The 24,140-nt window shown below is 55.7% G+C and carries 18 protein-coding genes; 12 read left to right on the forward strand and 6 right to left on the reverse strand.

The features are described 5' to 3' along the window. Nucleotides 1-156 precede the first annotated feature (156 nt). The 3 genes from NXF97_RS10155 to NXF97_RS10165 form a co-directional block, all read right to left on the reverse strand. Nucleotides 157-648: an ATP-binding protein gene (locus NXF97_RS10155; RefSeq protein ID WP_338031948.1), complete on the reverse strand. Its 492-nt coding sequence runs from the start codon at nt 646-648 to the stop codon at nt 157-159. Further along, nucleotides 542-2,143, reverse strand: coding sequence for a transposase (locus tag NXF97_RS10160; RefSeq protein ID WP_274955900.1), 1,602 nt, complete (start codon nt 2,141-2,143; stop codon nt 542-544). Before NXF97_RS10160 ends, NXF97_RS10155 begins: the two co-directional genes overlap by 107 nt. Nucleotides 2,144-2,565: 422 nt before the next feature. Then, nucleotides 2,566-6,090 carry an autotransporter domain-containing protein gene (locus NXF97_RS10165; RefSeq protein WP_274955901.1) on the reverse strand — a complete coding sequence of 1,175 codons (3,525 nt, stop codon included), beginning with the start codon at nt 6,088-6,090 and terminating at the stop codon, nt 2,566-2,568. Nucleotides 6,091-6,324: 234 nt separating this feature from the next. Between NXF97_RS10165 and NXF97_RS10175 the strand changes: the two genes are divergently transcribed. The 9 genes from NXF97_RS10175 (at nt 6,325) to NXF97_RS10215 (ending at nt 15,018) form a co-directional block, all read left to right on the forward strand. After that, on the forward strand, nt 6,325-8,454 hold the full coding sequence (locus NXF97_RS10175; protein ID WP_423767302.1) for an IS1634 family transposase: 2,130 nt from the start codon (nt 6,325-6,327) through the stop codon (nt 8,452-8,454). Between the two features lie 385 nt (nt 8,455-8,839). Continuing rightward, nucleotides 8,840-10,117, forward strand: a complete 1,278-nt coding sequence (gene iscB / locus NXF97_RS10180; RefSeq protein ID WP_274955902.1) for an RNA-guided endonuclease IscB — start codon at nt 8,840-8,842, stop codon at nt 10,115-10,117. 391 nt (nt 10,118-10,508) lie between these two features. Beyond that, entirely contained in the window at nt 10,509-11,666 is a 1,158-nt protein-coding gene (gene bamC / locus NXF97_RS10185; RefSeq protein WP_022373136.1) for an outer membrane protein assembly factor BamC, read from the forward strand. 90 nt (nt 11,667-11,756) lie between these two features. Further along, on the forward strand, nt 11,757-12,245 hold the full coding sequence (locus tag NXF97_RS10190; protein WP_274955903.1) for a DUF805 domain-containing protein: 489 nt from the start codon (nt 11,757-11,759) through the stop codon (nt 12,243-12,245). Continuing rightward, nucleotides 12,246-12,818 (forward strand): FKBP-type peptidyl-prolyl cis-trans isomerase, encoded by a 573-nt coding sequence (locus NXF97_RS10195; protein ID WP_074008969.1) that lies wholly within the window; start codon nt 12,246-12,248, stop codon nt 12,816-12,818. Between the two features lie 111 nt (nt 12,819-12,929). Continuing rightward, nucleotides 12,930-13,154, forward strand: coding sequence for a hypothetical protein (locus tag NXF97_RS10200; RefSeq protein ID WP_022373133.1), 225 nt, complete (start codon nt 12,930-12,932; stop codon nt 13,152-13,154). 52 nt (nt 13,155-13,206) lie between these two features. Then, the gene (locus NXF97_RS10205; RefSeq protein ID WP_022373132.1) at nt 13,207-13,860 is read left to right on the forward strand and encodes a phosphatidylserine decarboxylase; all 654 of its coding nucleotides are present in this window, start codon (nt 13,207-13,209) and stop codon (nt 13,858-13,860) included. Between the two features lie 73 nt (nt 13,861-13,933). Next, nucleotides 13,934-14,794, forward strand: a complete 861-nt coding sequence (pssA, locus tag NXF97_RS10210; protein WP_418928695.1) for a CDP-diacylglycerol--serine O-phosphatidyltransferase — start codon at nt 13,934-13,936, stop codon at nt 14,792-14,794. 38 nt (nt 14,795-14,832) lie between these two features. Further along, nucleotides 14,833-15,018, forward strand: a complete 186-nt coding sequence (locus NXF97_RS10215) for an FAD-binding protein (RefSeq protein WP_274955904.1) — start codon at nt 14,833-14,835, stop codon at nt 15,016-15,018. A 141-nt stretch (nt 15,019-15,159) separates the two neighbouring features. Here NXF97_RS10215 and dsbI read toward each other — a convergent pair whose 3' ends face one another. From dsbI to NXF97_RS10230, 3 genes are all read right to left on the reverse strand, one after another. Further along, nucleotides 15,160-15,819 carry a protein-disulfide oxidoreductase DsbI gene (gene dsbI, locus NXF97_RS10220; protein WP_274955905.1) on the reverse strand — a complete coding sequence of 220 codons (660 nt, stop codon included), beginning with the start codon at nt 15,817-15,819 and terminating at the stop codon, nt 15,160-15,162. 25 nt (nt 15,820-15,844) lie between these two features. Next, nucleotides 15,845-16,504 carry a thiol:disulfide interchange protein DsbA/DsbL gene (locus tag NXF97_RS10225; RefSeq protein WP_274955906.1) on the reverse strand — a complete coding sequence of 220 codons (660 nt, stop codon included), beginning with the start codon at nt 16,502-16,504 and terminating at the stop codon, nt 15,845-15,847. A gap of 69 nt (nt 16,505-16,573) precedes the next feature. Then, on the reverse strand, nt 16,574-18,142 hold the full coding sequence (locus NXF97_RS10230) for an aryl-sulfate sulfotransferase (protein WP_274955907.1): 1,569 nt from the start codon (nt 18,140-18,142) through the stop codon (nt 16,574-16,576). Between NXF97_RS10230 and NXF97_RS10235 the strand changes: the two genes are divergently transcribed. The 3 genes from NXF97_RS10235 (at nt 18,116) to NXF97_RS10245 (ending at nt 24,140) form a co-directional block, all read left to right on the forward strand. Next, entirely contained in the window at nt 18,116-18,880 is a 765-nt protein-coding gene (locus tag NXF97_RS10235; protein WP_274955908.1) for a LysR substrate-binding domain-containing protein, read from the forward strand. The genes NXF97_RS10230 and NXF97_RS10235 overlap by 27 nt on opposite strands. Before the next feature lie 335 nt (nt 18,881-19,215). Next, nucleotides 19,216-23,481: an autotransporter domain-containing protein gene (locus NXF97_RS10240; RefSeq protein ID WP_274955909.1), complete on the forward strand. Its 4,266-nt coding sequence runs from the start codon at nt 19,216-19,218 to the stop codon at nt 23,479-23,481. A 311-nt stretch (nt 23,482-23,792) separates the two neighbouring features. Further along, nucleotides 23,793-24,140, forward strand: coding sequence for a helix-turn-helix domain-containing protein (locus NXF97_RS10245; RefSeq protein ID WP_074008964.1), 348 nt, complete (start codon nt 23,793-23,795; stop codon nt 24,138-24,140).

The following is a 24,140-nucleotide window of genomic DNA, read 5'->3' on the forward strand; positions in this document are numbered from 1 at the left end:
CAGAGGCCTTTACAGATTTTGGCAGAAAGGTTTACAGAAACCGAAGAAGCCCTTTGTAATCAGTTGGTTGCATAGGGCTTTTTGCCGGCTGAAGTTTTGGGTTTCTGTAAAGTCCCGTTCTTCTATGGTTCAAAATGGATGGCCGCAGTGTACTTTTTAAGAATTTTTGGAGGACAGACAGTAGCGTACGGCTCGTGTTTTTCCGATGCGCATGAGCTCGCCGGAGGCAAGAAGGCCCTCGATGATTTTACGGGCTGTCGGACGGCTGACGCCTAAATAGTTTTCGATATCGGCGCGTGTGCGGCCGTTTTTGTCTGCTCGGACAAAGGAGAGTACTGCTCCGGTCCGACTGTCAACGGGGGTATCGGTTCTAGGCAGTTCAACGCGGAAAATGCGGACAATGTGCTGCAGTATGGGTTTGACGGCATAGGGTGCGTAGGCACGGAAAATATCTGAAAAACCGGAACCGGCTTTTTCCATCCACCGAAGGCGCAGAAAAAGGTCTGCGAGCTTTTCGTTCCGGCAGAAACTAACTCCCTCACTAAACAACCCGCGCTTGAAAGCACGGGGTTTCCTGACACGGTGCAGGCTTTTCCGTAACAGCCAAGGTTTTTGAGGCCTTGTCTGCCCGGGCGTCCCCTGCACCACAGGAACATTTAAAACGCAACCGCTCTACGGGTACGGGCTTCATCAGCTCGATCCGTCGGTTCCGGCGAAGGACTGCTTCGTCTTGCCGATTCGCTGGTTTGTACCGCACTATCGATCCGGCGTTCCCTGAGACTTGTTTGAGCCTCGCAAGCGCTGATTGCTCAGCCTTCAGATCGTAGCTGTCAGTGGCGGGATCCGCAAAATACAGGTTCATGGCGGCCGCGACATCGCGGTCCATGTACCAGCCCGTATCTCCCAACTGATGACTTCTCTCCCAAAGAGCTTTCTTCCGGTACGTTCCCGTTTCGGGATCGTGCTGACTCGGGCGCAGTTTCCGGGGACTGACTTCCACCACACAACAGCCGGCGCTTTCAGCCTTACTTGTCATCCGGGTTATCAATCCTGCAATACCGCTTTTGCCCAAACTCTTGCCGTATCCGGCTCTCTGAAATGCTTTGTATGGGTTCTTCTCCACAATGACGGTGCCGGCCCGGCCGAACACCTGGTTAATCACTTCGCCGTGCAGGCAACGGCGGGTTTCCGCCTGACGGCGGTACAGATCCGCAAGTTTTGCCTTTGTTGCCTTATAGGTCTTGGATTCCTTCCAGACAATCTTTTTTCCGGCGGCTTTAACGGTGCCGTCCGCGTTGTAGCACTCCCGATTTGTGTCTCTGCGGGAGCGGTCCATGGCACGTAAAAGACGCGCAATCTCCTTTTCCTGAGAGACAGTGCCCGCGCTCACCAAAATCTTCTGCTGCCACTCGGGGCTGTAAAAAGTCATGGTCCTCGGGCCCGGGTCAACAGCCACCTTGAGATCCTTGGGAGCATAAACGTGCTTGACGGGCGGTACGCCTTCGACAATGAGCTGAACAAAGTAGCGCATACGGCCGCGGATCATCCGCCGGACAAGACGGCAGTATTTGACACGCTTAAAGCCGGACGGATCTGTTGCTGAAAGAAGAGCTTCTTTCTGCCAGGCATCCGGGGCTTCAGCCTTTATCACCAGATCCAGAACCTCGAGCGTCCACGTCTTAGCCTTCCAACGCAACCCTGTTTTGTTTGATTTTCCCTCAACGCTGTGCAAGCCCCGTTTAGCACTCTTAAACCGCGGCTGACCGCCCTGATGAAGCAGCCAGCGCTCAATGCCCTGCCAGACACGTGTGGCAATTTTCTGCGCTTCGTTGATGCCGATGCGCTTTGTAAAGCCGCCCTTGGCACGGTGCTCTTTCACGACATCATGCAGGGCATACTCGGAAAGGCGAGCGGACTTCTGAATTTCCTTAAACCGCTTGTTGCGGTCTTTGCCCTTGGGCATCGCGGCCGTCAGCTTCCATGCTTCAGTGCTTTTCATGGCGCGCACGCGTTTCTTTGCTGTTCCAAGAACAGCATTGAAGAGCTGGCGTGCATCGGAGAAGTAGGTCTCCAGTGCACTTTCCTGATCCTCTCCGGTTTTCAGGCCCAGCTCGATGACAAAGGACGGTGTGCGCGATTTCATAGCGGCTGAATATACCTTAAGCGAAAACTATGTGCATGGTTTGGCTGCGTTTGGGCCAAGATTAAAAAATTTCGAAAGCCCGCATTCCTCCCGGGGCTCAAGCCCCGGGCTTCCTGCGGGAAATTCTGTGAGTGCATCATCAAGAGTTATTTCCGGCGGAATGCCGCCGGGCGTGATAAAGACAATGCGCTTCGGATAAATATTGACGGTAGTTTGTATCGGTGAGGTGTAATCCTGGTGGGCCAGGGATGTCAAGCGACATAAGAATTGACCCTCAAAACGACATAAAAATTGACCCACCTCCAAAAGGGACAAAAGAACGGCATTTGACGTGCCGACCCGGAACGGCCGACAATCCCGAAGGACTGCCGGCCGTTTTGAGTCATCCGCAAGCGGTCAAGCTTGCATCAGAAGGATGCTTCTTAGAAGTTGAAGCGAACGTTGGCGAAGATGCCGTGGGTCTTAATGTCGTTACCCCAAGCACCGGAGTAGGACACGCCAACCGTGGCATGCTTGGCAACCTGGCCCGTGATGCCGAGACCGACATTGAACTGATCCTTGAGTTCGTTGCCTTCGATTTTGGCGAACTGGCCGTCAGCGCCCATCTGGACGTTGGCAACAGCTTCGGTATCTCCGAAGTAGTGCGACCAGCCGAGGTCGGCCTTAACGGCGACCGGCATGGTGCCCATCATGAACGGCATGGAGGTGCGAACGCCGAGCGTGGCGATCTGGATGTCGTCTTTGATGTCTGCGGTCTTGAACTGCTGGCCCATGGCAACGTCCGTAGCGCCGTCAGCCTTTACGTGGGCCCACGTGAAGCCGACGTACGGGGAAATCTTGGCGACGCTCAGGTCGAAGTTGTAGGCACCTTCAACAAAGCCCTGGAGTACGGAAGCCTTTTCGCTGTGAGCCGTGCCGGCACCGTTGAGAGCGCGCTTCGTGTCGCGGTCTTCATCCGTGTAGGCAACGCCGTACGTAATCGTGGCGTCAGCGATGTCGGTAAGACCATAGATACCGAAGTGCATGTCATCGGCGTCAATCTTGCTCAGACCGGACTTGTAGTCGGACGTGCCATAGCCGAAGAAGGCGCCGACCTTGGTGTTGTCGACGACAATCGCTTCAGCGCCGAGAAAGCCCGTGCGGAAGTCAACGTCCATCGTGGACTTGGTGCCGTCGGCTTCGCCCCAGTGACCGATGCCGGCAGCCCAGATACGGGCACGACCGTTGTCGATTTCAGCGGAGCGGCCTTCACCCATGCCGCGAGCCTGATCCATGACAGCCTGGCTGACGGCGGTCGAGTTCATCACGAGACCGTTGCGAGCCGTGGCATAGAAGTCGTCGTCCAGAGCGCTGTAGACCGCGGTAACGCTGTCGCCATTGGTGGCGGCGAGAATGTTGGCCGTGAGGTCATTGCCGGAAGCAGCGATCGCGGTGGCGATGTGGCGCTGGTTTTCCGTCTTGGCGAATGATTCGAACGTGGTGTCGGCCTTCTTCATCTTGACAGTGAGCGTGCCGCCAGCGAGGGCGTGGGAGTCAAATTCGAAGAAGAGGGAGTCGGAAACGACGTTGTCGGCCGTCAGACCGGCAAAGGCGGTGGCACCGTTGTTGGCCGTGAACTTGCCGGCAACAGCTGCGCGGGCGTTGTCACCGTTGTAGATGGCGAGAAGGTCATCGGCGTTGGCACCGGCCAGACCGACCACAACCTTCTTGTCGCCAGCGAAGTTAACCTGGTTGACAGCAATGGTGGAAGCTGCATCAATGTAGAGGGAGCCGCCGTTCTTGATGTCGATGTCGAGTTCCTTGGCACCGGCCTTGGCGCTTTCAAGCTTGCCCTTCATCGTGAACTTGTCGTTGTACTTTTCAAGAACGCCGAACGTCCCGCCTTCAACCGTCACCTTGTTGTCCGTACCGATGGATTCGGCAAAGGCGAGGAGTTTGCCGCCCTTGACGGTGGTCGTGCCTTCATAGGTGTTGTTACCGGTCATGACGAGCGTGCCTTCGCCCATCTTGACGAGAGAACCCTTGTACGTACGAGCGTTGATGGCGTCAATGCGCTTCTGGAAGTAGTCCTTACGCCACTGGATGGCGTCGGCTTCGGAGATCGTCTTTTTGTCGCCGATGCCCTTGAGGGTGTCGGGCGAGGTAAGGATGATGTCGCCGATGAGCTTCTTCTGTTCAGGCGTGTAGGAGCTGTCAAGCGTAAGCTTCGGATTGTCGATCCACTTTTGGGCAGCAACCTTCCATTTGGCATCTTCATCCTTGCGCTGAGCGAGAGCCACGGCGGAGATGTTGTTGGACCACACGTCGAGCGAACCGCCCTTCATGTTGTATTCGAAGTTGCTCAGGAGCTGGCCGGGACCATACATGCCCTTGTTCAGGTCGGGAACGCCCCAACCCATGCGGTCGGAAACCTGACCGTCAAGGGGTGTCGAGCCGTCGGTGTTGACCCAGCCTTCCATGATGGAGCCGTCAGTGTTCGTGTGCTTGGCCGTCGTGAGAAGGACTTCGCGAACCTGAAGCGCATCCATTTCAGCGTAACGGGACAACAGAACGCCGAAGGCGCCGGTCACGTGAGGAGCAGCCATCGAGGTGCCGCTCCAAGCTGCGTAGGTGTAGTCGCCGAGCTGCTTGCCTGCACCTACACCAGAACCAGGTTCAACATAGCTGCCTTCCACAACGGCGGAAGAGTAGATGGCGCTGCCCGGAGCGGTGAGAGTCCACCACTTGCCTGTACCGGCTTCGTTGAAGGTCTTGATGAGTTCAAGCTTCTTGCCGTCGGCAGACTGCTTCAGACCAGCCACGGCGATCCACTGGTTTTCTGCTTCCGGATTGAAGTACGGATAGTTCGGACGGAAGAACGGGTTGGCAATGTCGCGGTTGCCGGTGGTCATCACCTGAACAACCTTCTTGCCCTTGACGGCATCCCAAGCGGAGTCAACAAAGTTCTTGTTGAGCTTGCCATCGGCATCTTTGCCGTAGACGTTGTTGAAGAGGAAGTATTCGTATTCGGACTGAGCAGCCGTGTCAACCGGGAAGTGAATGGTCACGTTACCATTGTCAGGACCATAGAGCAGCCAGTTGCCCTTCTTATCCTTCTTCCAGGTGTGATGACGTTCGCCTTCGCTGGCAACGAGCTTAGCATTCCAGGCTTCTGCTTCGGCGTCGGACGTGGGCTTTTTCTCAATGGTAATGCGGGTGTTGGTGCCGAACGAGTTGTTGATCACACCGCCGCGGCCGTTGTTGCCTTCGTTGACGGCGTCAGCGAGGGTCGTCCAGGCATTGAGGAAGTAGCCCGGGTCAAGGAACGGACCGTAGTTGCTGTCGTCGGTGCCGCCGGTGTTACCGGAGATGATGTTGGCGCCCCAAGCCACGCCGTGGAATTGATTGCCGTCGCGGTTGGCGCCGACGGTGCCGAGAACGTGCGTGCCGTGGGAGTCATTGACATTGAGCTTCCAGTCGCCCGTGATGTCATATGTGTCGCCAGCCTTGTAGTTACCTTCGAACTGTTCGAGGGCACCCTGCGGATAGCGGTTGCCAGTGGTGGAGTATTCACCCTTGACGTGAGTGGCGGAGAAACGGTCGCCGGCAAGATCCGGGTGCTTCTGAAGAAGAGCACCGGAGTCCATCACGCCGACAGTAACGGACCTGCCGTTGAAGCCCAGAGCGTACGCATTGGCGGCGCCCATGGCTTCAAGACCCCAGTCCTTCTTGTATTCGGCAGTCTGCCAGGAGGCAACGGCAGCCTGAACGGATTCAGCGGAGGAGTCCTGGGTGAGGAAGCCGGCTCCCATGTATGCGGCGGAGGCGCTGCCGGCAGCAAGCATGAGGGCGGAAACGGCAAGAGCGACGGCGCTCTTCGAGGACTTGCCCTTGGTTGCATGATGTTCGTCGGTCACGACGTACTGCTGATGAGCTGCGCTCCACTTTGTCTTGAAGACTCGATTCATTTGGTTTCTCCCAAAAAAATGGTCGTGGCTGGTCCTGATGTCAATTGGCCACAAATATGTGTGGCAAGACATGGGAAGAATACCTGATTTTAAAGCAAACTAACTTTTTGAGAGCCCGTAAAGCCGCACGGGCTCTTATTTTTTGTGCCTTTTTCTGAATTATCTTCATGTTGTATTCTGTTGTCTTTCTTGATATAATTTCCTTAGACAATTAGGTCTCTTCGGGGAAAGACTATGTTCGTAAAAATCACCAAAAGCGGCAACGGCAAGTTCTCCTATGTCAAACTCGTGGAAGGGTATCGGGACGAGAAAGGCCGGGTGCGGCACCGCACCGTCAAAACCCTGGGACGCCTTGATGAACTGACTGCCAACGATCCCGACTATCTGGAAAATCTCAAACAGCAGTTCGGCAGTGAACGTGCGAGCAAAAAGCAGGCCGTTGCAGCCCTTCGGGCCCAGACGGCCGAAGCGGTGGCGCAGGCCCTTGGGCAAAGTGAGAGTCCGGCAGAGGACTTTCCTCAGCTTCGGTATGGTCACTATGCACTGAAGCAAATCTGGAATAAGACCTTGTGCTTACCCCGCAAATTTGATTACCTGCAAAGCAAGCTCAATCAGAAAGTGCAGTTCAGCTTCAATGCCGCCGCTTCTTTCATGATTTTCAGAAAAGCCATGAGACCGAGCTCTGTGTTGGCCGGTTTCCATGATCAGGATGAGTATCTCGGCGCTCCGCTGCAGGGAATCTCTCTGCAGGCCTGCTACAGGACGCTTGATTTTCTGAAAGAGAACAAGGATGAGATTTTCAACTGGGTTAACCGTCAGATGGACAAGCACTACGGTACTGACAGAGCCACGCTTGTTTTTTATGACGTCACCAATGCGTATTTTGAGGCACCTCTGACAGATGCCGAGATGGAAAACTACCACCAGGATTTTCTGGACAAACTGCAGGCTGCTGCTGAGCAGGCTCGCGCAGAAAAAGAACTTCCGGAAGCGTGTTTTGACGATGACGGCTCCGTTCTGCCGGACACTCTGCCGCAGGACTTCATCGATGCCGTGGCTGATGATCACAATCCTGAATTTTTGAGAATGCGCGGTCCCACAAAGGAACACCGCTCGGATCTGCCGCTGGTATCCATTGCTCTGGTCATTGACAAGAATGGTTTTCCGATGGACTTTGAGGTTTTCAAAGGCAACAGCTCCGAGTACAGAACCATGGAATCCGCCATCAGAAAACTCAAGGATAAATACAACATCGGTCATGCCATTGTTGTTGCCGACAGAGGACTCAATTCAGCTGAAAATCTGTTGATGCTCCAGCGGCTTGAGCTGGGCTACCTGGTGGCCCAAAAAGTGAGTAATCTCAATGACGAAACACTCAAGCAGATGCTTGATCTGTCGGCCTATCAATCGATTAACGACAAAGATCCTGAAAGCAACAAATACCGCGTTATTGAGGACTGGGAGCGCACCGGCAAGAGCGTCTCAGTCAAATGCTCACTGGTTCTGGCCTGGAGCGAAAAACGTAAGTGCCGCGATGAAAAATTGCTTGAGATCTGGGCTGATTTGATCCGCAGAAGAAGCGGGCAGGAACTTAAAACAAGAAAGCCGGCTTGGGCAGGTATCGCCACCACCGACACTAGGGAAAAGAAGCAGGTGATCACCGGTATTGACGAAAGCGCCTTGGCAGAGCGCAAAGCGCTCTGCGGGTTTGCTGCTGTTGTTTATGACGAGTACTGCATTGAGCGGACGGAAATGGCTGACGAGCAGGAGAACAAAGCAAGGGGAGCAGCATCAGGTGCCGAGGTAAATCAGCCGGTTGACAAGGGAGAACGGATACTGAAAACGGGCAAGGAAATCGCCTCGATGTACCACTGCCTGAATCAGATTGAAACGTGCTTCCGGATCATGAAATCCAACATCGGCTTGCACCCGATGTACGCCTGGACTTCCAGCCATATTTACGGCCATATTACGGCTTGTGTACTGGCCCTGTTGCTGCTGAGGCTGCTGCAGGACAAACTGAAAAAGCAGGGAACGCCAATCAGCATTGACACACTGTGCCGTGAACTGCACGACTCAACCGTGATGGCTCAAATCATCGATGACAACAACCAAATCACCTTCTACCGGTGCGGCTTTGGCCCGAAGCTGCGCAAAGGAAATGAGTTGCTGACAGAAGAAGAACTTGGTGCTCAGTACGTTGCCGGCAAAGCACGCAACCACAAAGCTGACATCCTGCAGGCCTGCGGCCTATCGCTGCCGCCTCGGGTGTGCTCGAGGCCGGAACTTGCCTCCTGCCTCGGCACCCGCTTCCCCACCAATCGCTCCGCCGTACCCATGCTCCGTGAACTGGGACAGCGGTAGAAGTACAACAAGAAAATAATCAAAACCAGCCGTTAGACCTTGTGGTTACTGGTTTTGTCGATTTTCTGCTTTAAAACTCAGGTTTTACGGAAATGAAAGGACGTCAACTACCCCTGACTGAAGTCAGAGGCTTGGCAACAAGTCTTGGTTGACTAGCCTCAGTCCGTTTTCGGACGGACTCCGTTGGTTGGGAATCCGTTCCGTCTCAAGACGGGACGCAAACAGGCACCGCGGGATGTCGATCCTAGTCCCGCGCTCTGCGGTCTGCGGTTAAAAGCTCTGAGAGGTAGGAGCGGTGCTTCAGACAACAAACCCCTTCCAACATTGGCGCAGGATCACCACCGACCGCAAGGTCGAGCAGACGGAGCCCGTGAGGTATCCGTCAATGGAGAACACATTGAAAGTTTTTGTGTTGAATATGCGCGGGCAACCGCTCATGCCGTGCTCCCCGCCCAAGGCGCGTAAGCTCCTTCGGGCCGGGAAGGCCGTGCCTGTGCGCCGAACGCCCTTTGTGATTCAACTGACGGTGCCGACGGGCGAAACCAAGCAGCCGATCACCTTGGGTGTGGATGCGGGCTACAAGCACGTCGGCCTGAGCGCAACGACCGCCAAGGAAGAGTTGTTGGCTTCCGAGGTCGAACTGCGGCAGGACGTGACGGGCTTGCTCTCGAATCGCTTGGCACTTCGCCGCGCCCGACGCAACCGCAAGACCCGCTGCCGTGCGCCGCGTTTTGATAATCGCGTTCGATCGAAGCACAAGGGTTGGCTTGCGCCGTCCGTGGAGAACCGCATTCAGGCGCACATATCGCGCATTGAAGCGGTTTGCCGAGTGCTTCCGATCACCAAAATCGTGATTGAAACCGCATCCTTCGACATTCAGAAGATCAAGAATCCCGAAGTCGAAGGCACGGACTATCAGCAGGGCGAGCAGCTTGGCTTTTGGAACGTGCGCGAATATGTGCTGTTCCGCGAGGGTCACGTTTGCCAAGCCTGCAAAGGCAGATCGAAAGATCTGATTCTCAACGTGCATCACATTGAGAGTCGGAAAACGGGAGGCGACGCACCGGGCAACCTCATCACGCTGTGCGAGGCGTGCCACAAGGCGTATCACGCAGGCAAGTTGAAGCAGTTCAATCCCCGGCGCGGCGCTTCTTTCAGGGCAGAGACTTTCATGGGCCTCATGCGTTGGACGGTGCTCAACCGCCTGCGCGAGCGCCATCCCGAATTGCCTGTCACGAATACCTACGGGTATCTGACCAAACACAAGCGCATCGTCGCGGGCTTGCCGAAGACGCATTGCGCGGATGCTTTCTGCATTGCCGGCGTCCTCGACGCAAAACGTCGGGGCGAATACCTGTTTCAGAAACAGACGCGCCGCCACAATCGCCGGATCCACAAGCTGACGATTCTCAAAGGCGGTGTGCGCAAGCGCCATCAGGCTCCGTACCGAGTGCACGGCTTCCGGCTCTTTGACAAGGTGCTGAGCAAAGGGGAAGTCGGCTTTATTTTTGGCAGACGCTCCTCGGGTGCATTCGATGTGCGCCGTCTGGACGGTACAAAGATTTCTGCTGGTATTTCCTACAAGAAACTTTCGCTTCTTGAGAAGCGAAAGATGTTTTTAACTGAACTGAGAAAGGAGGGCCGCGATTCCTCCCGCGTCTGAAGACGCGGGTTTCCTCGCGGAATTTCTATGACTTTTGTTCTTTTGCCGGCAGCCTGGCAGTAGAAAAGGTCTGCCGGCATTGTCAATAAATGAGAACGAGTCGCATTATTGTTTATATGGACGGGTTTTTCAAAAGAGGAAATGCCTCAGAGAACGCCTGTTCGGGAATTTTGCTGTGCATACATGTATATGTGTGTCAGCAGTTTGATCGGAGAAAAGTTGGAACATCAGCAGGCCCGTTCAAATTCTTTTCGAACTGCAAATGGCCCGTATATTGTGACCGGGCTTTGCTAAACTCCCGAATTACTCAGGGTGGGGCAATGCGTATATGTAACTGTATATGCCTGGTTGCCGCGCCCGTTACCGCATTTTCCTAAGGAATCTTCGTCTCATGGTCAAAACAGCGATCCGTGCAGCGACGCTTACGGCGTGTGCCGCCGCATTGTCGGGCTGCTCTATGCTCGGCATCAACTTTTCCGACGACTCGGTGCAGTACGAATCGAGCACGTCGCGTGCTCCGCTGGAAATCCCGCCGGATCTGACGGCCATTCCGAAAAACGACCGTTACACGGTGCCGCAGCGCCCGCAGATTGTGAGCGCGAACGCTGAAGCCGCCAAGGTGGAACTTAACGCGGAAAAAAGCGGTGATAAGCCGGGGTCGCTGCTCCCTGTGACGCAGGTTGCCAAAGTCATGCGCGACGGCCAGGTGCGCTGGGTGCACGTGAATGCCCCGGCGGAAAAAGTTTGGCCGGTGCTTCAGGACTTCTGGGCCACGATGGGTCTTCAGATTAAGGATCAGGACGCGGCAAGCGGCGTGATTCAGACGGAGTGGGCGGAAAACAAGGCAAACCTGCCGCGCGACATCATCCGCGGCACCTTGGGTAAGGTTCTCGACTTCGTCTACGACACGGGTGAGCGTGATCAGTACCGCGCCCGCATGGAACGTAACGACGACAACACCTGCAACATCTACATCACGCACCGTCAGATGGTGGAAGTGTTAAAGGGTAAGCAGGAAGATTCGACGATTTGGCAGCCGGGCCCCTCGGACCCGCAGCTTGAGGCCGAGATGCTCACGCGCCTTGCGCAGAAGCTTGAAAGCGAATTTAATCCGCAGGCTAAGCCCGAAGAGCAAAAGCAGCTTGATGCCCTGGCTGCTGTCAAGTACACCCCGCAGAGCGAAATCGTGAAGGGCGCAGACGGTAAGGCCGAAGCTGTTTTGATCAATGAGCCCTTTGACCGCGCATGGCGCCGTGTGGGCCTTGCGCTTGACCGCTCCGGGTTTGATGTCACCGACCGCGACAGAAGCCGCGGGCTCTTTATGGTGAAGTACCTCGATCCGGACTATGAAAAGGCCCAGAAGCAGGAGCAGGGGTTCTTTACGAATATGTTCGGTAAGGGCTCTGCCGTTGATCCCGTTCCCTATCAGATCCGTCTGCAGCCTGAGGGTGAAAAGACCCGCGTGACGGTGACGGGCGCCGAGGGCCGGGCCGACACCACGGGAGTCGCTCCCAACATCGTGACCCTCATTGGTGAGCAGACGCGCTAAGCCTTTTGGTTTTGCCGCTCGCATAAAAACCGGTGTCCTCAACAAGTGCGGGATGCCGGTTTTTTATGAGGCAGCGGTAAGGAAAAGAACATGGGAGATATTCTGAGTTTCAGGCTTAACGCCCGCACAAAGCGCTCACACTACTGGGCGGGTTTGATACTGCTTACGGTCGCGACGACGCTTCTGCAGAACGTGAGCGACGGCCTCTACTGGGTGCAGATGACCGAAAACGCCTGGAATCTGTCGCAGGTACTGATTATTCTCGCAACGCTCGTTGTCTTTTGCTTCGGTGTTGCGCTTATCGTGCGGCGGCTGCACGATATCGGACGAAGCGGTCTCTGGGTGATTCTGCTCCTCATCGTGCCGGTTCTGGGGCAGATCGGGATTCTGATTCTCGGCTGCCTTGCGGGTAGCGACGGAGCAAACCGCTGGGGGCCGGGCTGGAACGCACCCGCCGGTGAGACGCCCGCGGATCAGACGGTGCGGGCGCTCACAGAACTTGCGGCCCTCAAAGACAAGGGCCTCATTACGGACGCCGAATTTAGAGCTCAGAAAGAACGGATTCTCAAAGGACAGTAAATGCCTGAATTAACGATTAACAAGGATTCGCTTGTCACGATCCGCGTGCGGATGTCGGACCTGCAGGGAAATCTTCTGGAAGAAACGCCCGAAGAGGGTGTGGCGTACCTGCACGGGCACGCCGATATTTTCCCCAAGATTGAAGCGGCGCTTGAGGGCCTTAAAAAAGGCGACAAGGCAAGTGTGCGCCTTGAACCCGAAGACGCCTTCGGCGAATTTGACCCCGACGCGGTTTTTGTGACCGACGTGGAAAAGCTCGGGGACCCTGAAACGATTGTTCCGGGTCTTGTGTTTGACCATGTTCCGGGGGAGGCAAACGACGGGCGGCATTACCGTGTGACGGATGTTGCTGACGGCAAGGCCGTGTTGGACGCCAATCACCCGCTCGCAGGCTGGGGGCTTGCCTTTGACATCACGGTTTTAAACGTGGAAGACACTGACGGCAAGGAAGCTGTGGGGACGGACGATACGGTGGTGCCCTCGTTTCTCGGGTTTGCCGACAAGATTATCGATGAGGGCGATGATGAGGACGACGCTTCTGAAGAATCCCCGGAGCCCGTGACTCGGCACTGATTCTGAGACTCTGCCCAAGATCGGGCCTTCGCGCTTCTATAATTCACCTAAACTGATCAACGTGCGGGATTGCGGTCCCATAAAGCACAACGAACCTTGAGGATTACGGCAATGACGACGCTTCGCCAGGACGAAACCGATGTCAATTTCCTGGACATCAAACCGGAAGATTCCCAACGCTCCGCGATGGCGGTTCAAAGTGAACTTGAAGCAAACCGCCGCGCTTGGGAAAAACTCGTGCGCACGATCGAGTACGTGAAAAAGACGTACCCGGCGGACGCCAAGCTCCTTGAAGACCTTGACGTTGTCCGTCATCACCTTGAAAAGCGTCTCTGAGACGGGGTGCTTAAAAAACTTCTGTCCGGATTCTTTCGGAGTATTTTCTACCGTGAACCAAAAACTCTATCCGCATCCCTTCTTTGCCCGTGAAGGCTGGCCCTTTATCGGCGGAACGCTGATCGTTGCGCTTCTTGTGCAGCTTTTTGCGGGCGGCTGGGCGGCCCTCATTTTCTGGGTGCTCTTTGCCTTTGTGCTGCAGTTTTTCCGTGATCCCTGCCGTGAACCGCCGGCGGATCCCCAGGCTGTTGTGAGCCCCGTGGACGGGCGCGTTATTAAGATCGAAGAGACTGTGTGCCCGTACACCGGGGACAAAGCCCGCGTGATTTCGATCTTCATGAATGTTTTTAACGTGCACAGCCAGAAGGCGCCAGTGTCCGGGAAAATCGACAAGATCGAATACTGGCCCGGGAAGTTTTTAAACGCCTCGCTTGATAAAGCCAGTGAACTCAATGAACGTAACGCTGTGACGGTGACGACCGAATCCGGGGCGCGCGTGTGTTTTGTGCAGATCGCGGGGCTCGTTGCCCGCCGCATCCTCTGCTACAAGCAGATTGGGGAAGCCATCTCCCGCGGTGAGCGTTACGGATTTATCCGGTTTGGTTCCCGCGTTGACGTCTACATTCCCTTAAATTGGGACATCTCTGTAACAATCGGACAGAAAGTCACGGGTGTTGCAACGCAAATTGCGGTACAAAAGCCCTAACATGAGAGCCTGCCAGTTTTTGTGCGGGCTTTTTCTTCCATTTTGAGCAGTTTTCCTGCTGGAGCCGTCAGCCATGACCGTTACCCGCATCCGCCGTCGTCCGGCACGCACCCGCATGATTGAAGCCGGGCGCCGTAAGGCGCATATTGTGCGTACCTGCGGTATTTTCGTGCTACCGAACCTTTTTACGGCAGCTTCTCTTTTCTGCGCGTTTCTCTCCATCGTGCAGGCGATGGAGCAGAACTTCAGTTTCGCCGCTTTGATGATTCTTTTGTCCATGATCTTTGACGGCATGGACGGGCGTGTGGCACGGTTAACCCATACGCAAAGCGAATTCGGCGTGCAGTTTGACTCCATTGCCGACATGACGGCCTTTGGTGTGGCGCCGGCTCTGGTGATGTATAAGTTCTGCCTCTTTGAATTAGGTGGTTTTGGTTGGGCTGCGGCGTTTGTCTTTTGCCTCTGCGCGGGCGTGCGCCTTGCGCGCTTTAACTGCAATGTGGGCGTTGTGGACAAGCGCTTTTTCCAGGGGTTGCCCAGCCCCGCAGCTGCGGCTTTGATCGCGGGCTTTGTGTGGCTTGCGGTGGAAAATAAGCTCCCTGAATTTGTCTCCGGACACCTCGCGTGGATTGCGTTTGTTTTGACTCTTTACGCAGGGCTTACGATGGTCTGTAACGCGCCCTTTTACTCGGGCAAAAGCGGCATAAGCTTAAAGTGTGCCCCCTTCTGGGTGATTGTGCTCGGAAGCATCGTCTTTATCCTTGTTTCAAGCCGCCCGTCGCTTGCCGTCTTCATTCTCTTCTGCTTGTACGCTTTGAGCGGCTACGTTTACCAGGCGTATCTCTTCTTTGTGGATAAGCCCAATCCCGTGGTGCCGAGGGAAAAGGAGGCGGTGCCTGCTGCTTCTGCAGCTGAGGAAGAGAAGGCGAAGTAAGCCTTTTCAGGTAAGATTCCCATCGCTGATGCTTCGGTGTGAACGACAAACTTCAGGTAACGGACACCGCGGGTAAACCCATTGCGGGGCTTTACGCCGCCGGTGAGGTGGTAAACAGCGTGCACGGAGACGACTCCGCTCCGGCCGCCAATGTCGGCTGGGCCGCAACGAGCGGTAAGACAGCAAGTGATAACGCCGTGAAGTTCATTAAAACCGCGAAGTAACCGCCTGATGCTTTGAAAGCGGATAAACGGCCTTTCCCGACATGTTGCCTGGAGAGGCCGTTTTGCGTGCGGCAGACGAAAAAAGCGCCGGCAGTTCGTGTGAATTGCCGGCGCTAAGCTGGAGAAGAGGAGTTGCTTTTCTTATCGGAATCGTTTCCAGAGAGAGGATCCCGTTAAACAGACCACCATGATGAGCGCCACACCGAAAGCGAGGATGCAGCACTGCGCCATGCTCATGAACTTCCAGGCCGGAATCAGATACCAGCTGTCGGCGCTGTTATACATGTTGATCAAAAACTGCTGCGCGGAAGAAAGCACCGTACCGTCAGGCACCACCGCCGTGTCGTAGCCGCAGTCACCGGTGGGCAAAAACCAGTCCGGCGCCCACTTTTCCAACGCAAGCCCGAAGGGATACTTCGGTTCCAGAGAGCACCCCTGCATCCCGAAGACCGCCTCCATATCGTCACCGTAAATCGCGTGATGAATGGCCGAGAGCTTAAAGGAGCACATGAGGCCGTAGACCGCCCCGTAAACACTCACCACGAGCCCGACGAGCTTCAGGGTGAGGTTTTTGGGATTAATGACGGTAATCAGAGCACCCAAAGCAACCACCAGGAACCCGAAGCGGATGTAAACGCACTGCTCGCAGGGCTTCATGTAAAGCCACACCTGAAACACGTTGTGCGCGATGACAACGAGGGCGCAGCTTAAAAAGATAATGAGTAACCACGGCCAGCGCATGTCTGACCAGCGGGCAATTTCTCCGACGGGATCGGCCTTAAAGCGCCCTGTCCATTGCATAGTTGTTCTCCCTGACGTCACCGGCTTACTTCATGGCCGCGACTTCTTTCACAAGCGAGACCATGCCGTCAAAGTTACGGATGCTCTTGGTCATAATCAGGTACTTGCCGTTGACAACGTAGGCAGGGATCCCCTGGATCTTCGCGACGTCATAGGTGACCTTCCAGCTGTCGGCCAAGGCCGTCACGGTAGCATCCTTTTCCGCGGCTTCGTAGTCGGCGGCGGTGAGGCCCGTAGCGTCGGTCATGGTCTTCAAAAACGCTGATTCGCCGGCCGTCCACCGCTCCTGCTTACGGTGGTAGGCGTTGTAGATCGCGTCCTTGGCTTTCTTAAAGAGCGAATTCTTGTCTTCAATGGAATCACCGGCTTTTTCGTCCCGGAGCATGCACATCGCAAGAAAGACGCTTGCGCAGCGGCCGTAGGTGCCCTTGGTTTCGAGGTGCATCGGCTTAAATTTGAGGCCGACTTCCTTTTCAATGCGCGGCAGCACCCGCGGATCAACACCTACGTCGTACTTGTAGCAGAACGGGCAGTCGTAAGAGAAGACCTTGATTAAGGTCCCTTCGGCGTTCGGCAGAGGTTTATCGAGCACCACATACTGGGTGCCTTTTTCAGCGGCAAGGGCCGGCAGAGCGGCGGTGAATGAAAGGGCTGCGGCGGCAGCCACAAGGGTTCTGCGTTTCATGATGTACGGTATCCGGAGAATAAAGGCGCAACCGGATTTCCAAAGGTTTTCCGGTTGCGCTCAAAAGGGTTAAACAGGACGGAAATTAACGGGCAAAGACCTTTTCAGGATCAAAAACGTGCGCCTGTTAGTGCGTGGATGCCGGCTTGTCGTTATGCACGTCGATCTGCACCTTGATGTCCTTGGTTTTGTAGTCCTGCTCGGAAATGCGGCCGATGGTGCCCGTCTTGGGATTAAAGATTCCCACGGAGCCCCAGAAGGCAAACATCGTGTCCGGTCCTTCTGCCACTGAACGTTGGAGGTGATGGCGGCAAACCAGTCAACGCCCTTTTCCTTACCGAATTCCCAGGTCTGCTGCACCGTCATTTTGACCGGATCGATCTTGTACTCGACGATGCGGGAGTAGTTCATATCCGGAAGCGGCGGCTGCTCGTAGTGGCGGATCTGGCCGTTATCAAATACCGTGAGGTTGCCGCGGCCCGAAGCACTCGGCCACGCAGCGTGTTGCGTGTAGGTGAAGTCGAAGTTCCCTTCGCATTCGCCCATGGGCGTGCACTTGATGGGCTTGCTGTTCTTGTCAACCGGGGTGAGCAGCTTCTTCTCAAGACCGTTCTTCCAGCCCGTGTGCGGCGCGAGAATCCATTTGACTTCCTTGTCACGGCCGATCTTCACCACACCCTGATGGCGTGCGGAGATGATGATGGAATCGTCGCTCGGATCGTAGGCAACGGAGTTGACGTGCGCCCAGTTGCGGCCGGCACCGACGCCCGGGGCGTCACCGAAGGGGGCTTCGGGTTCATTGGCAACCTTCTGGCCCGCGGCCGTGACGTCCACATTCATGCAGACGGCACCGAGGTCGAGGTTCTTGATGAGGTCGTCAGGGGTGTTGTCGAGGATCTTATTTAAATCCCACACGTCGATGAGGTTGCCGGAGCGGTCCACTTCGAGGATGTGGTCACGCACGGTGTGTACCTTCTGGCCGTCCGGACGGAGGTAATTGGCCTTGGCGGCTCGGAGAAGAATATGGCCGTTGGGCATTTCCCAGCTCGCGTGGCTCATATCGATGTAGCCGCGGGGGAGGTCGTATTCACCGACGATCTTGCCCATGAAGTTCATTTCGTACCAGCGCTGGCCCTGCACGAAGGTGTAGGTACCGGACTTCGTGGGGTGGAAACCCATCGTGTAGCCGCGCTTGGCAACATCAATACCGCGGCCGTCATAGACCACGTCCGGATTCCACCGCCAGCGGAATTCACCCTGGGAGTCGACGATGTAGTTAAGGGGCACCGTCTGGAAGGGAACGGAACCGCCGGAGGGGTTGGCGGCGGTTTTGCTCGCGCTCTTGGGTTTGGGCATCACCCAGTTGATGTCAGAGCCCATAGGCGGCCGGGTGCCGGAATTCACGAAGTACAGACGGTCCTTGAACTTCGGATCAACCTTCACAACCTTCGGGGTGGGGAGCGCCGTGATGTTGCGGTTGTCGCTGTAGGAGTTGGTGACAGCGCCCGTGATGATGCGGTATTCGTCCTTGATCTTCTTGCCGTTTTGGGTATAGGTGACCGTCACGCGGTTCGTGTGGTTCGGATAGAGGCCGAAAACCGGCACACCGTCATGGGTGAGAAACGTCGAGCGGCCCACGTCGTAGGGCTTGAGCGCCTCTGTGAGCCTGCCGTCTTTGATCCCGAGACTACGCAGCGCGTTTTCCGCATCGCTTCCCGCGGGCTTGTAGAACCGAGCTTGCTCACGTATCCAGTTTCACGGTTCATGAGGGAAGCATCCAAAGCGAAACTCGAACACATTTACCGCTCCGAAGACAGTTTCGATGCGCTCGTGACCGGCGAACTTGATGCCGTTGTGAGCACCGACATTGCGGTGCCTCCGTCACTTCACTGTCTGCCGCTTTTTCCGATTGAGCTCGGGGTCATGATTTCAAAGCACCATCCGCTTGTTACAGCCTCGCGTGGAAAGGCGCCGGCATTGGTTCAACTTCTGGCGTATCGCCGTATCGGCCTCAAAGTGAGCCCGAACGCGGAATCCTCCACCTTTGACCGTCAGGTTTTCGGAGAAGAAGGAAAGGACGCTCTGATTGCCGAAACCGATGAGCCGCTCGCGATGGTTTCTGTGGTGGCCGAAACAGACGCGGTGATGGTGGCACCGAAAGCCGGTGTGAACCTTGCCTCCCGCTTTTTTGATGTGACGTGGCTGCCGTTGCCTGCCCAAGTCGTACCCGCCAGACGCTCTGTGCGCTCTGTTTTGGTGTGGACGGAGCGTCAGCACGGGGATCAGGGTCATGTGTGGTTGCGGTCGTTGTTTAAAGGCTGGATCCGCACGGAAGCTGAGAGCCTTGGTGTGGAAGCAGCAAAGGAGAGCGCCTGATGTTGCCGAGCCGGTGTTGTGACCGGCGCATTTAAGGGATTGCTTCGGGTGTGCGGTACATGAATCCGGATGGATTTGATAAACCGTGTTCTAGCCACCCGTCATGAAACATTTATTCCGAAGATCTGAGGTGAAAAACGGTCTATCTGTTGCTGAAAAACAACAGTAAATAAAAAATTTTGCTAAAAACTGCCGAAAAACATAAGGGAATACCCCCCCCCCTGTAGACAAGCGAAGAAATTCCTATTCTGCGAGTGTACCGCCTCGATAGGCGGGGGTGCGCGGGGCACACAAAGCGCCGTGCAGAAAAACGAAAATTTTCGGAGTTTTGTTAAATGAACAAGTCTTTTAAGGTCGTCTTCTCCAAGGCGCGCTCTGCGCTGATGGTCGTTAATGAAGCGACTTCTTCCATTCAGGCCAAGGGCACAAAGACGGTGATCGCTGCAGCCGCTGCTGCGATGATTGCCGGCGGTGCGATGGCCGCCCAGTCGACGGAAAAAACGATCGTGATCGATACGGACACGACGGTTGCCGGCGGCACCTGGAGCGCAGTTACAGGTGCCAAGCAGGAATCCGTGACGATCAAGGCGGGTACGGTGAAGCTTGAAGGCTACAACGATGCCTACGACGTGCAGGTTCTCGGTGGCTCTGTGGTTATTGACGGTTCCAAGAACACGGGTACGTGGGATAAGGCCGGTTTAGTCGGCTATAACGCCGTGAAAGGTGCCTCTGGTGATGAACCGACCGATTCGAAGACCACGCTCGTGAAGGGGGCTACAGTTACGATTACGGACTCTGCTAACTTCGGTGTCGGCGCACATGCCAAAGAAGGTTATAAGGATGCGAAGTTCGTCTTCGACGGAGCCCAAGTGACGCTCGCGGGTTCTACCAATGCGAAGGCTTCTGTGATTTTTGCAGCATCCTCCTCCAACGAAGAAGGCAATGCCGTGACATTGGCGTTGACAAACGGCACAACGCTCTCTGTGGCCAAGGATAAGTTCGGTGTTCTCAATACCCGCAAGTTGGTCGTTGACAATGCGGCGATCAACGTAAACGGCTCTCTGAGCGTCGGTGCGATTGCTCAGGGTGCGGACACTGCTACCCTCTTTGCCGGCAACGCAAACAAGACTTCGACCGCTACATTCACAAACAGTACGGTTAACGTCGGCGCGAGCGGCATGTTCTACATGGATGATGCCACGCTTGAAGACACTGCTGTTACAAACGCCGGTACGCTGGGTCTTGCCGATCTGACGGTTAAAAACTCCACGCTGACTAATGCTGCCAAGGCTACGCTTGACCCTGATACGCTCACCATGAAGAGCGGCAAGCTTGTTAATGCCGGTACGTTTGGCACCACAGCAGACACGAAGAAGGTCACAATCGGCAACACCGATGTTCTGAATGGTGCGGCAGTTGTCGAAAACTCCGGTAAGTTCAACGCCAAGGCTGTGGTTGTTGACGGTGACGGTGCATTTACCAATACCGCTGCCGGTGAACTGATTGCCGGCTCCGTGGAGATCAATAAGGGCGGCAAGCTCACGACGGCTATTTCCACAACGACGAAGGGTGCCGACGGCAAGGAAACCAAGGTTCAGAACTATCAGGTGGCTCAGACCACGGTTAACGAAGGCGGTGAACTCGCCGTTACGGCGCTGAACTCTGAAAAGTTTGACGGCATTGTGATTTATGGCAACACCACCAGTGCCGCCAAGCTGACGTTGAACGGCGGTCAGGTGACCTACCAGGGTAAGGTGTATCAGGGTAATCTCAAGCTCGGCAGCAAAGATGCGGTTGGTCAGCTCACCTTGGGCAACGGTGACTACAAACTCGATACGCTCTCTGTTTGGCATGGCACGATCACTGAAAACGGGAGCCCCGTGAAGTCGACTGCTACGATCGGTAAGAATGCCACGCTGACGGTGAACGCTCTGGATCTCACCAAGGGTGTTCTTGTCAATGACGGCACGCTGACTGTTACCGGTACGGCGACGGCGCAGGCCGGAGCAACAGTTACCAACACCGGCACAATCAACGTCGGTGTTGCCAGCCTGATTTCCAAGGTTGAAGGAGCCAACAGCAGCTTCAATGCCACTGCCACTGAATTTGGTAAGGCAGCGGGTACGGCCGGCGGCACGATCGTTGATACAACCCGTACCACCGCGATGAAGATTGGCGAACTCAATGCCATTAAGAAGGCTCTTGGTATCACTGACTCGGTTAAGACGACCCTGCTTTTTGCCAATTCTTCCCTCGTTGCGAATGACGGCAAGAACCTGACGTTTAGTGCTGTTGACGGCACGAAGAGCCTCAATACGGTCGCAACGTCTGATAATGCTGCAGTAACCTTCTCGAAGGATTCGATGCTCGGTGCCCTTGCCTTTGATTCCACCAAGGTGACGACCGATGTCACGATTACCGGTCCGGGCTCGGGGGCCGTGGTTCTCGCCGGTGACGCTTCCGGCAATGTCTTCACCGGTGTAGCCTCGGGTAAGGCTGTCAATGTTTCCGGCAATGTGAAGCTCGGCGCCGGCATTGACGGTGTGACGGACGCTAAGGCCATCAATGTTGCCAATAAGCTTGTTGTCGGCCAAGCAGCAAAGCTCGGTATTGATACGTCTGTCACAGCGAAGGACATCACCAACAGCGGTGCCATCACTGTCACGGGTTCGCTTGCTGCCGCTTCTCTGGCGGGCGGCACCGTGACGCTCACGGGCGGTGATCTCTATGTCGCCGGCACGGCGCCGAAGGCTGAAACCAGGGCGAGGACCTTCGCTCTGCGTGCTGCTGCACCTTCTGCAGAGGAAACGCCGAAGTATGAAACAGCCTTCGCTGTTGAAACCAAGGTTGGTACGCAGGGTACTACCCCTAACTTTGTTGTCTTTGGTACAACGGATACGGCTGTAAAGGCCAAGGCTCTCAAGGCGTTGGAAAGCGCTGAAGTGTCCGGTTCCACCGCTGTCCTCTATGTTGACAAGCATCTCAGCCTGGCAAGCGGCGCTGTTGCTCTCGGTGCTCAGGCCCCGACCTCTAACGGTACGCTGACTTCTGATATCAATACGGCTGTTGTCATTGACACGCAGGCCATTGCCGCACACAACTACGCTCCGACGGAAGGACTCTTTACCGGTGTGACCGCCAATAACGGTACGCTCAGCGGTAATGTGGTGCTGACGAACCTCACAAACAAGGCCTTCACGAAGAATGCGGACGGTTCGTTCTCTATGCTCCTCGGTGACAACGTAACGGTTGGAGCCGATAAGGTTGCAACGGATGCGGGCTTCTACATTGCAAGGTTTGATGCAGCCTCTAAGAGCCTTGTTGTTGCTGCAGACGAAACGGAACTCCAGAACCTGAAGGATGCCGGTGTCTACATCGCCGGTGCCGTTGCTCAGGATGTCCGTACGATGACCAATTCCGGCAACCAGCTTGTGCGTGACGTGATCTACGGTAATGCTGCCCATGATGCTTTCAGGGCAGCGCAGGATGCCAAGATCGATGCTTTGGCTGAAAACGGCAAGGCTTTGGTAACGGAAGCCGGTATTGATAACGCTTACTTCAACACTCAGAAGAACCGTTTCGATACGACGCAGTTGGGGGACGCCACGCTCAAGGCCCAGCTCGAAGCTCTCAACGCTCAGATGGATGCGATTGAAAATGCAGCTGGTGCCTACGAAGTCGCCTCTCTGAACGCTGCTGCCAACATGGCTGTTGCGGGCGGCGCCTTCACCACGGCTCTGGACATCAACGACCAGGTGACGGCAACTCTGAACCGCCGTACCTCTTTGGCTAACCTCAACGTCTCGCGCGCTGAAGTCGGCATCACCCCCTGGGTTGATGTCTTCGGTACGACGAATGAAGCGAAGCGCCTCTACGGTTCTAACGCCGGCTACGAAGCTGATATCTACGGCGCAGTGCTGGGCTTTGACTACACCGCTTCCTGCGGCAGCGTCATTGGTCTGGCTCTCAACGTCGGTACCGCTGACGGCAACTCCGTGGGCGACGGCGTCAAGGTCGACAACGACACGGACTTCTACGGTGTGAGCCTCTACGCCGCACGTCAGTTCGGTGACTTCAACGTCCAGGCGGATTTGGGCTACACCCAGACCTCCAACGACCTGAAGACCAACGGTGCCTACGGTGCTTACTCCGAAAGCCTCGACGCTGACGTCTTCACGTTCGGTGTGGGTACTGAGTTCCTCGCTTCGGCCGGTATGGTCAACGTTGTGCCGCACGCCGGCATCCGTCTGACTACGATCGACATGGACGCGAGCAAGTTCGGTGCCGACTACGACAAGATGACGGTCTACCAGCTCCCGTTGGGCGTCACCTTCTCCGGCAACTTTGAAGCTGCCGGTTTCAAGGTCGCTCCGATGGTTGACGTCTCTGTTGTCCCGACCTTCGGCGACAAGGATGCCGTGGCTTCCTTCATCGGCCAGGATGTCACCACCCGCGTGGTTGACACCAACCCGGTGCAGGCCAAGCTCGGCGTCACAGCTCAGTCCGGTGCCTGGACCTTCGGCATCAACTATGGTCTGACGGCCGGCGGCGATGACCGCATGAACAACTCGCTCAATGCGAACGTCCGCTACACGTTCTAACCGAAAGGTTTGAACAGCAGTACTTCCGGCCGCGTTCTGCGGGAAACAGAGCCGGCCGGAAGAGCACCGAAGGGAGAGGGGAGAAAGGAATAACACTCCAGGTGAGATTCTTAATCCCGTATCCCAGATGGTGCGCCAAGCAGTATGAAGTGGTTTCCGATGAGGAAATCCCCGGTTTTGCTTGAGCCGGTTGACCCGAACTCCGAGACTTAGAGTCCGGGCGTCAAAACTCCATGTCAGGCAAATTTCACACCCCCGTTTCCCGGTTCGGAAGCGGGGTCTTTTTTTCGATTGTTGTGGTGAGAAAGACAATGACAACGTCTGAAGACGCTGCGCCGAACAGAGTCCGCCCGAATTTCGCTTCAGATGACAAACGGCGTCACGCTGCGGAATTGTTTGCTCACGGCTTTGGCTACCATAAAGCGGCCGAAATCCTGGGCTTACCGGTTTATACCGTCAGGGATTGGGCCAAGGCCTACAGGACCGGTCGTTTTGGTCTTGCGTTATCCCGCAACCAGATGCGGCACAGCGAAGAAGACCATGAAAAAGTGATTGAAATGCGTGCGCAGGGAATCTCCTGGAGGGCAATCCAGGCGCGCACCGGGATCAGTGCCTCAACCTGCAGGAAGTGGGTGATGAAACGACAGAGCGAAAAATAG

This window comes from Duodenibacillus massiliensis, assembly GCF_928721995.1.
In the GTDB taxonomy this organism is placed as follows: domain Bacteria; phylum Pseudomonadota; class Gammaproteobacteria; order Burkholderiales; family Burkholderiaceae_F; genus Duodenibacillus; species Duodenibacillus massiliensis.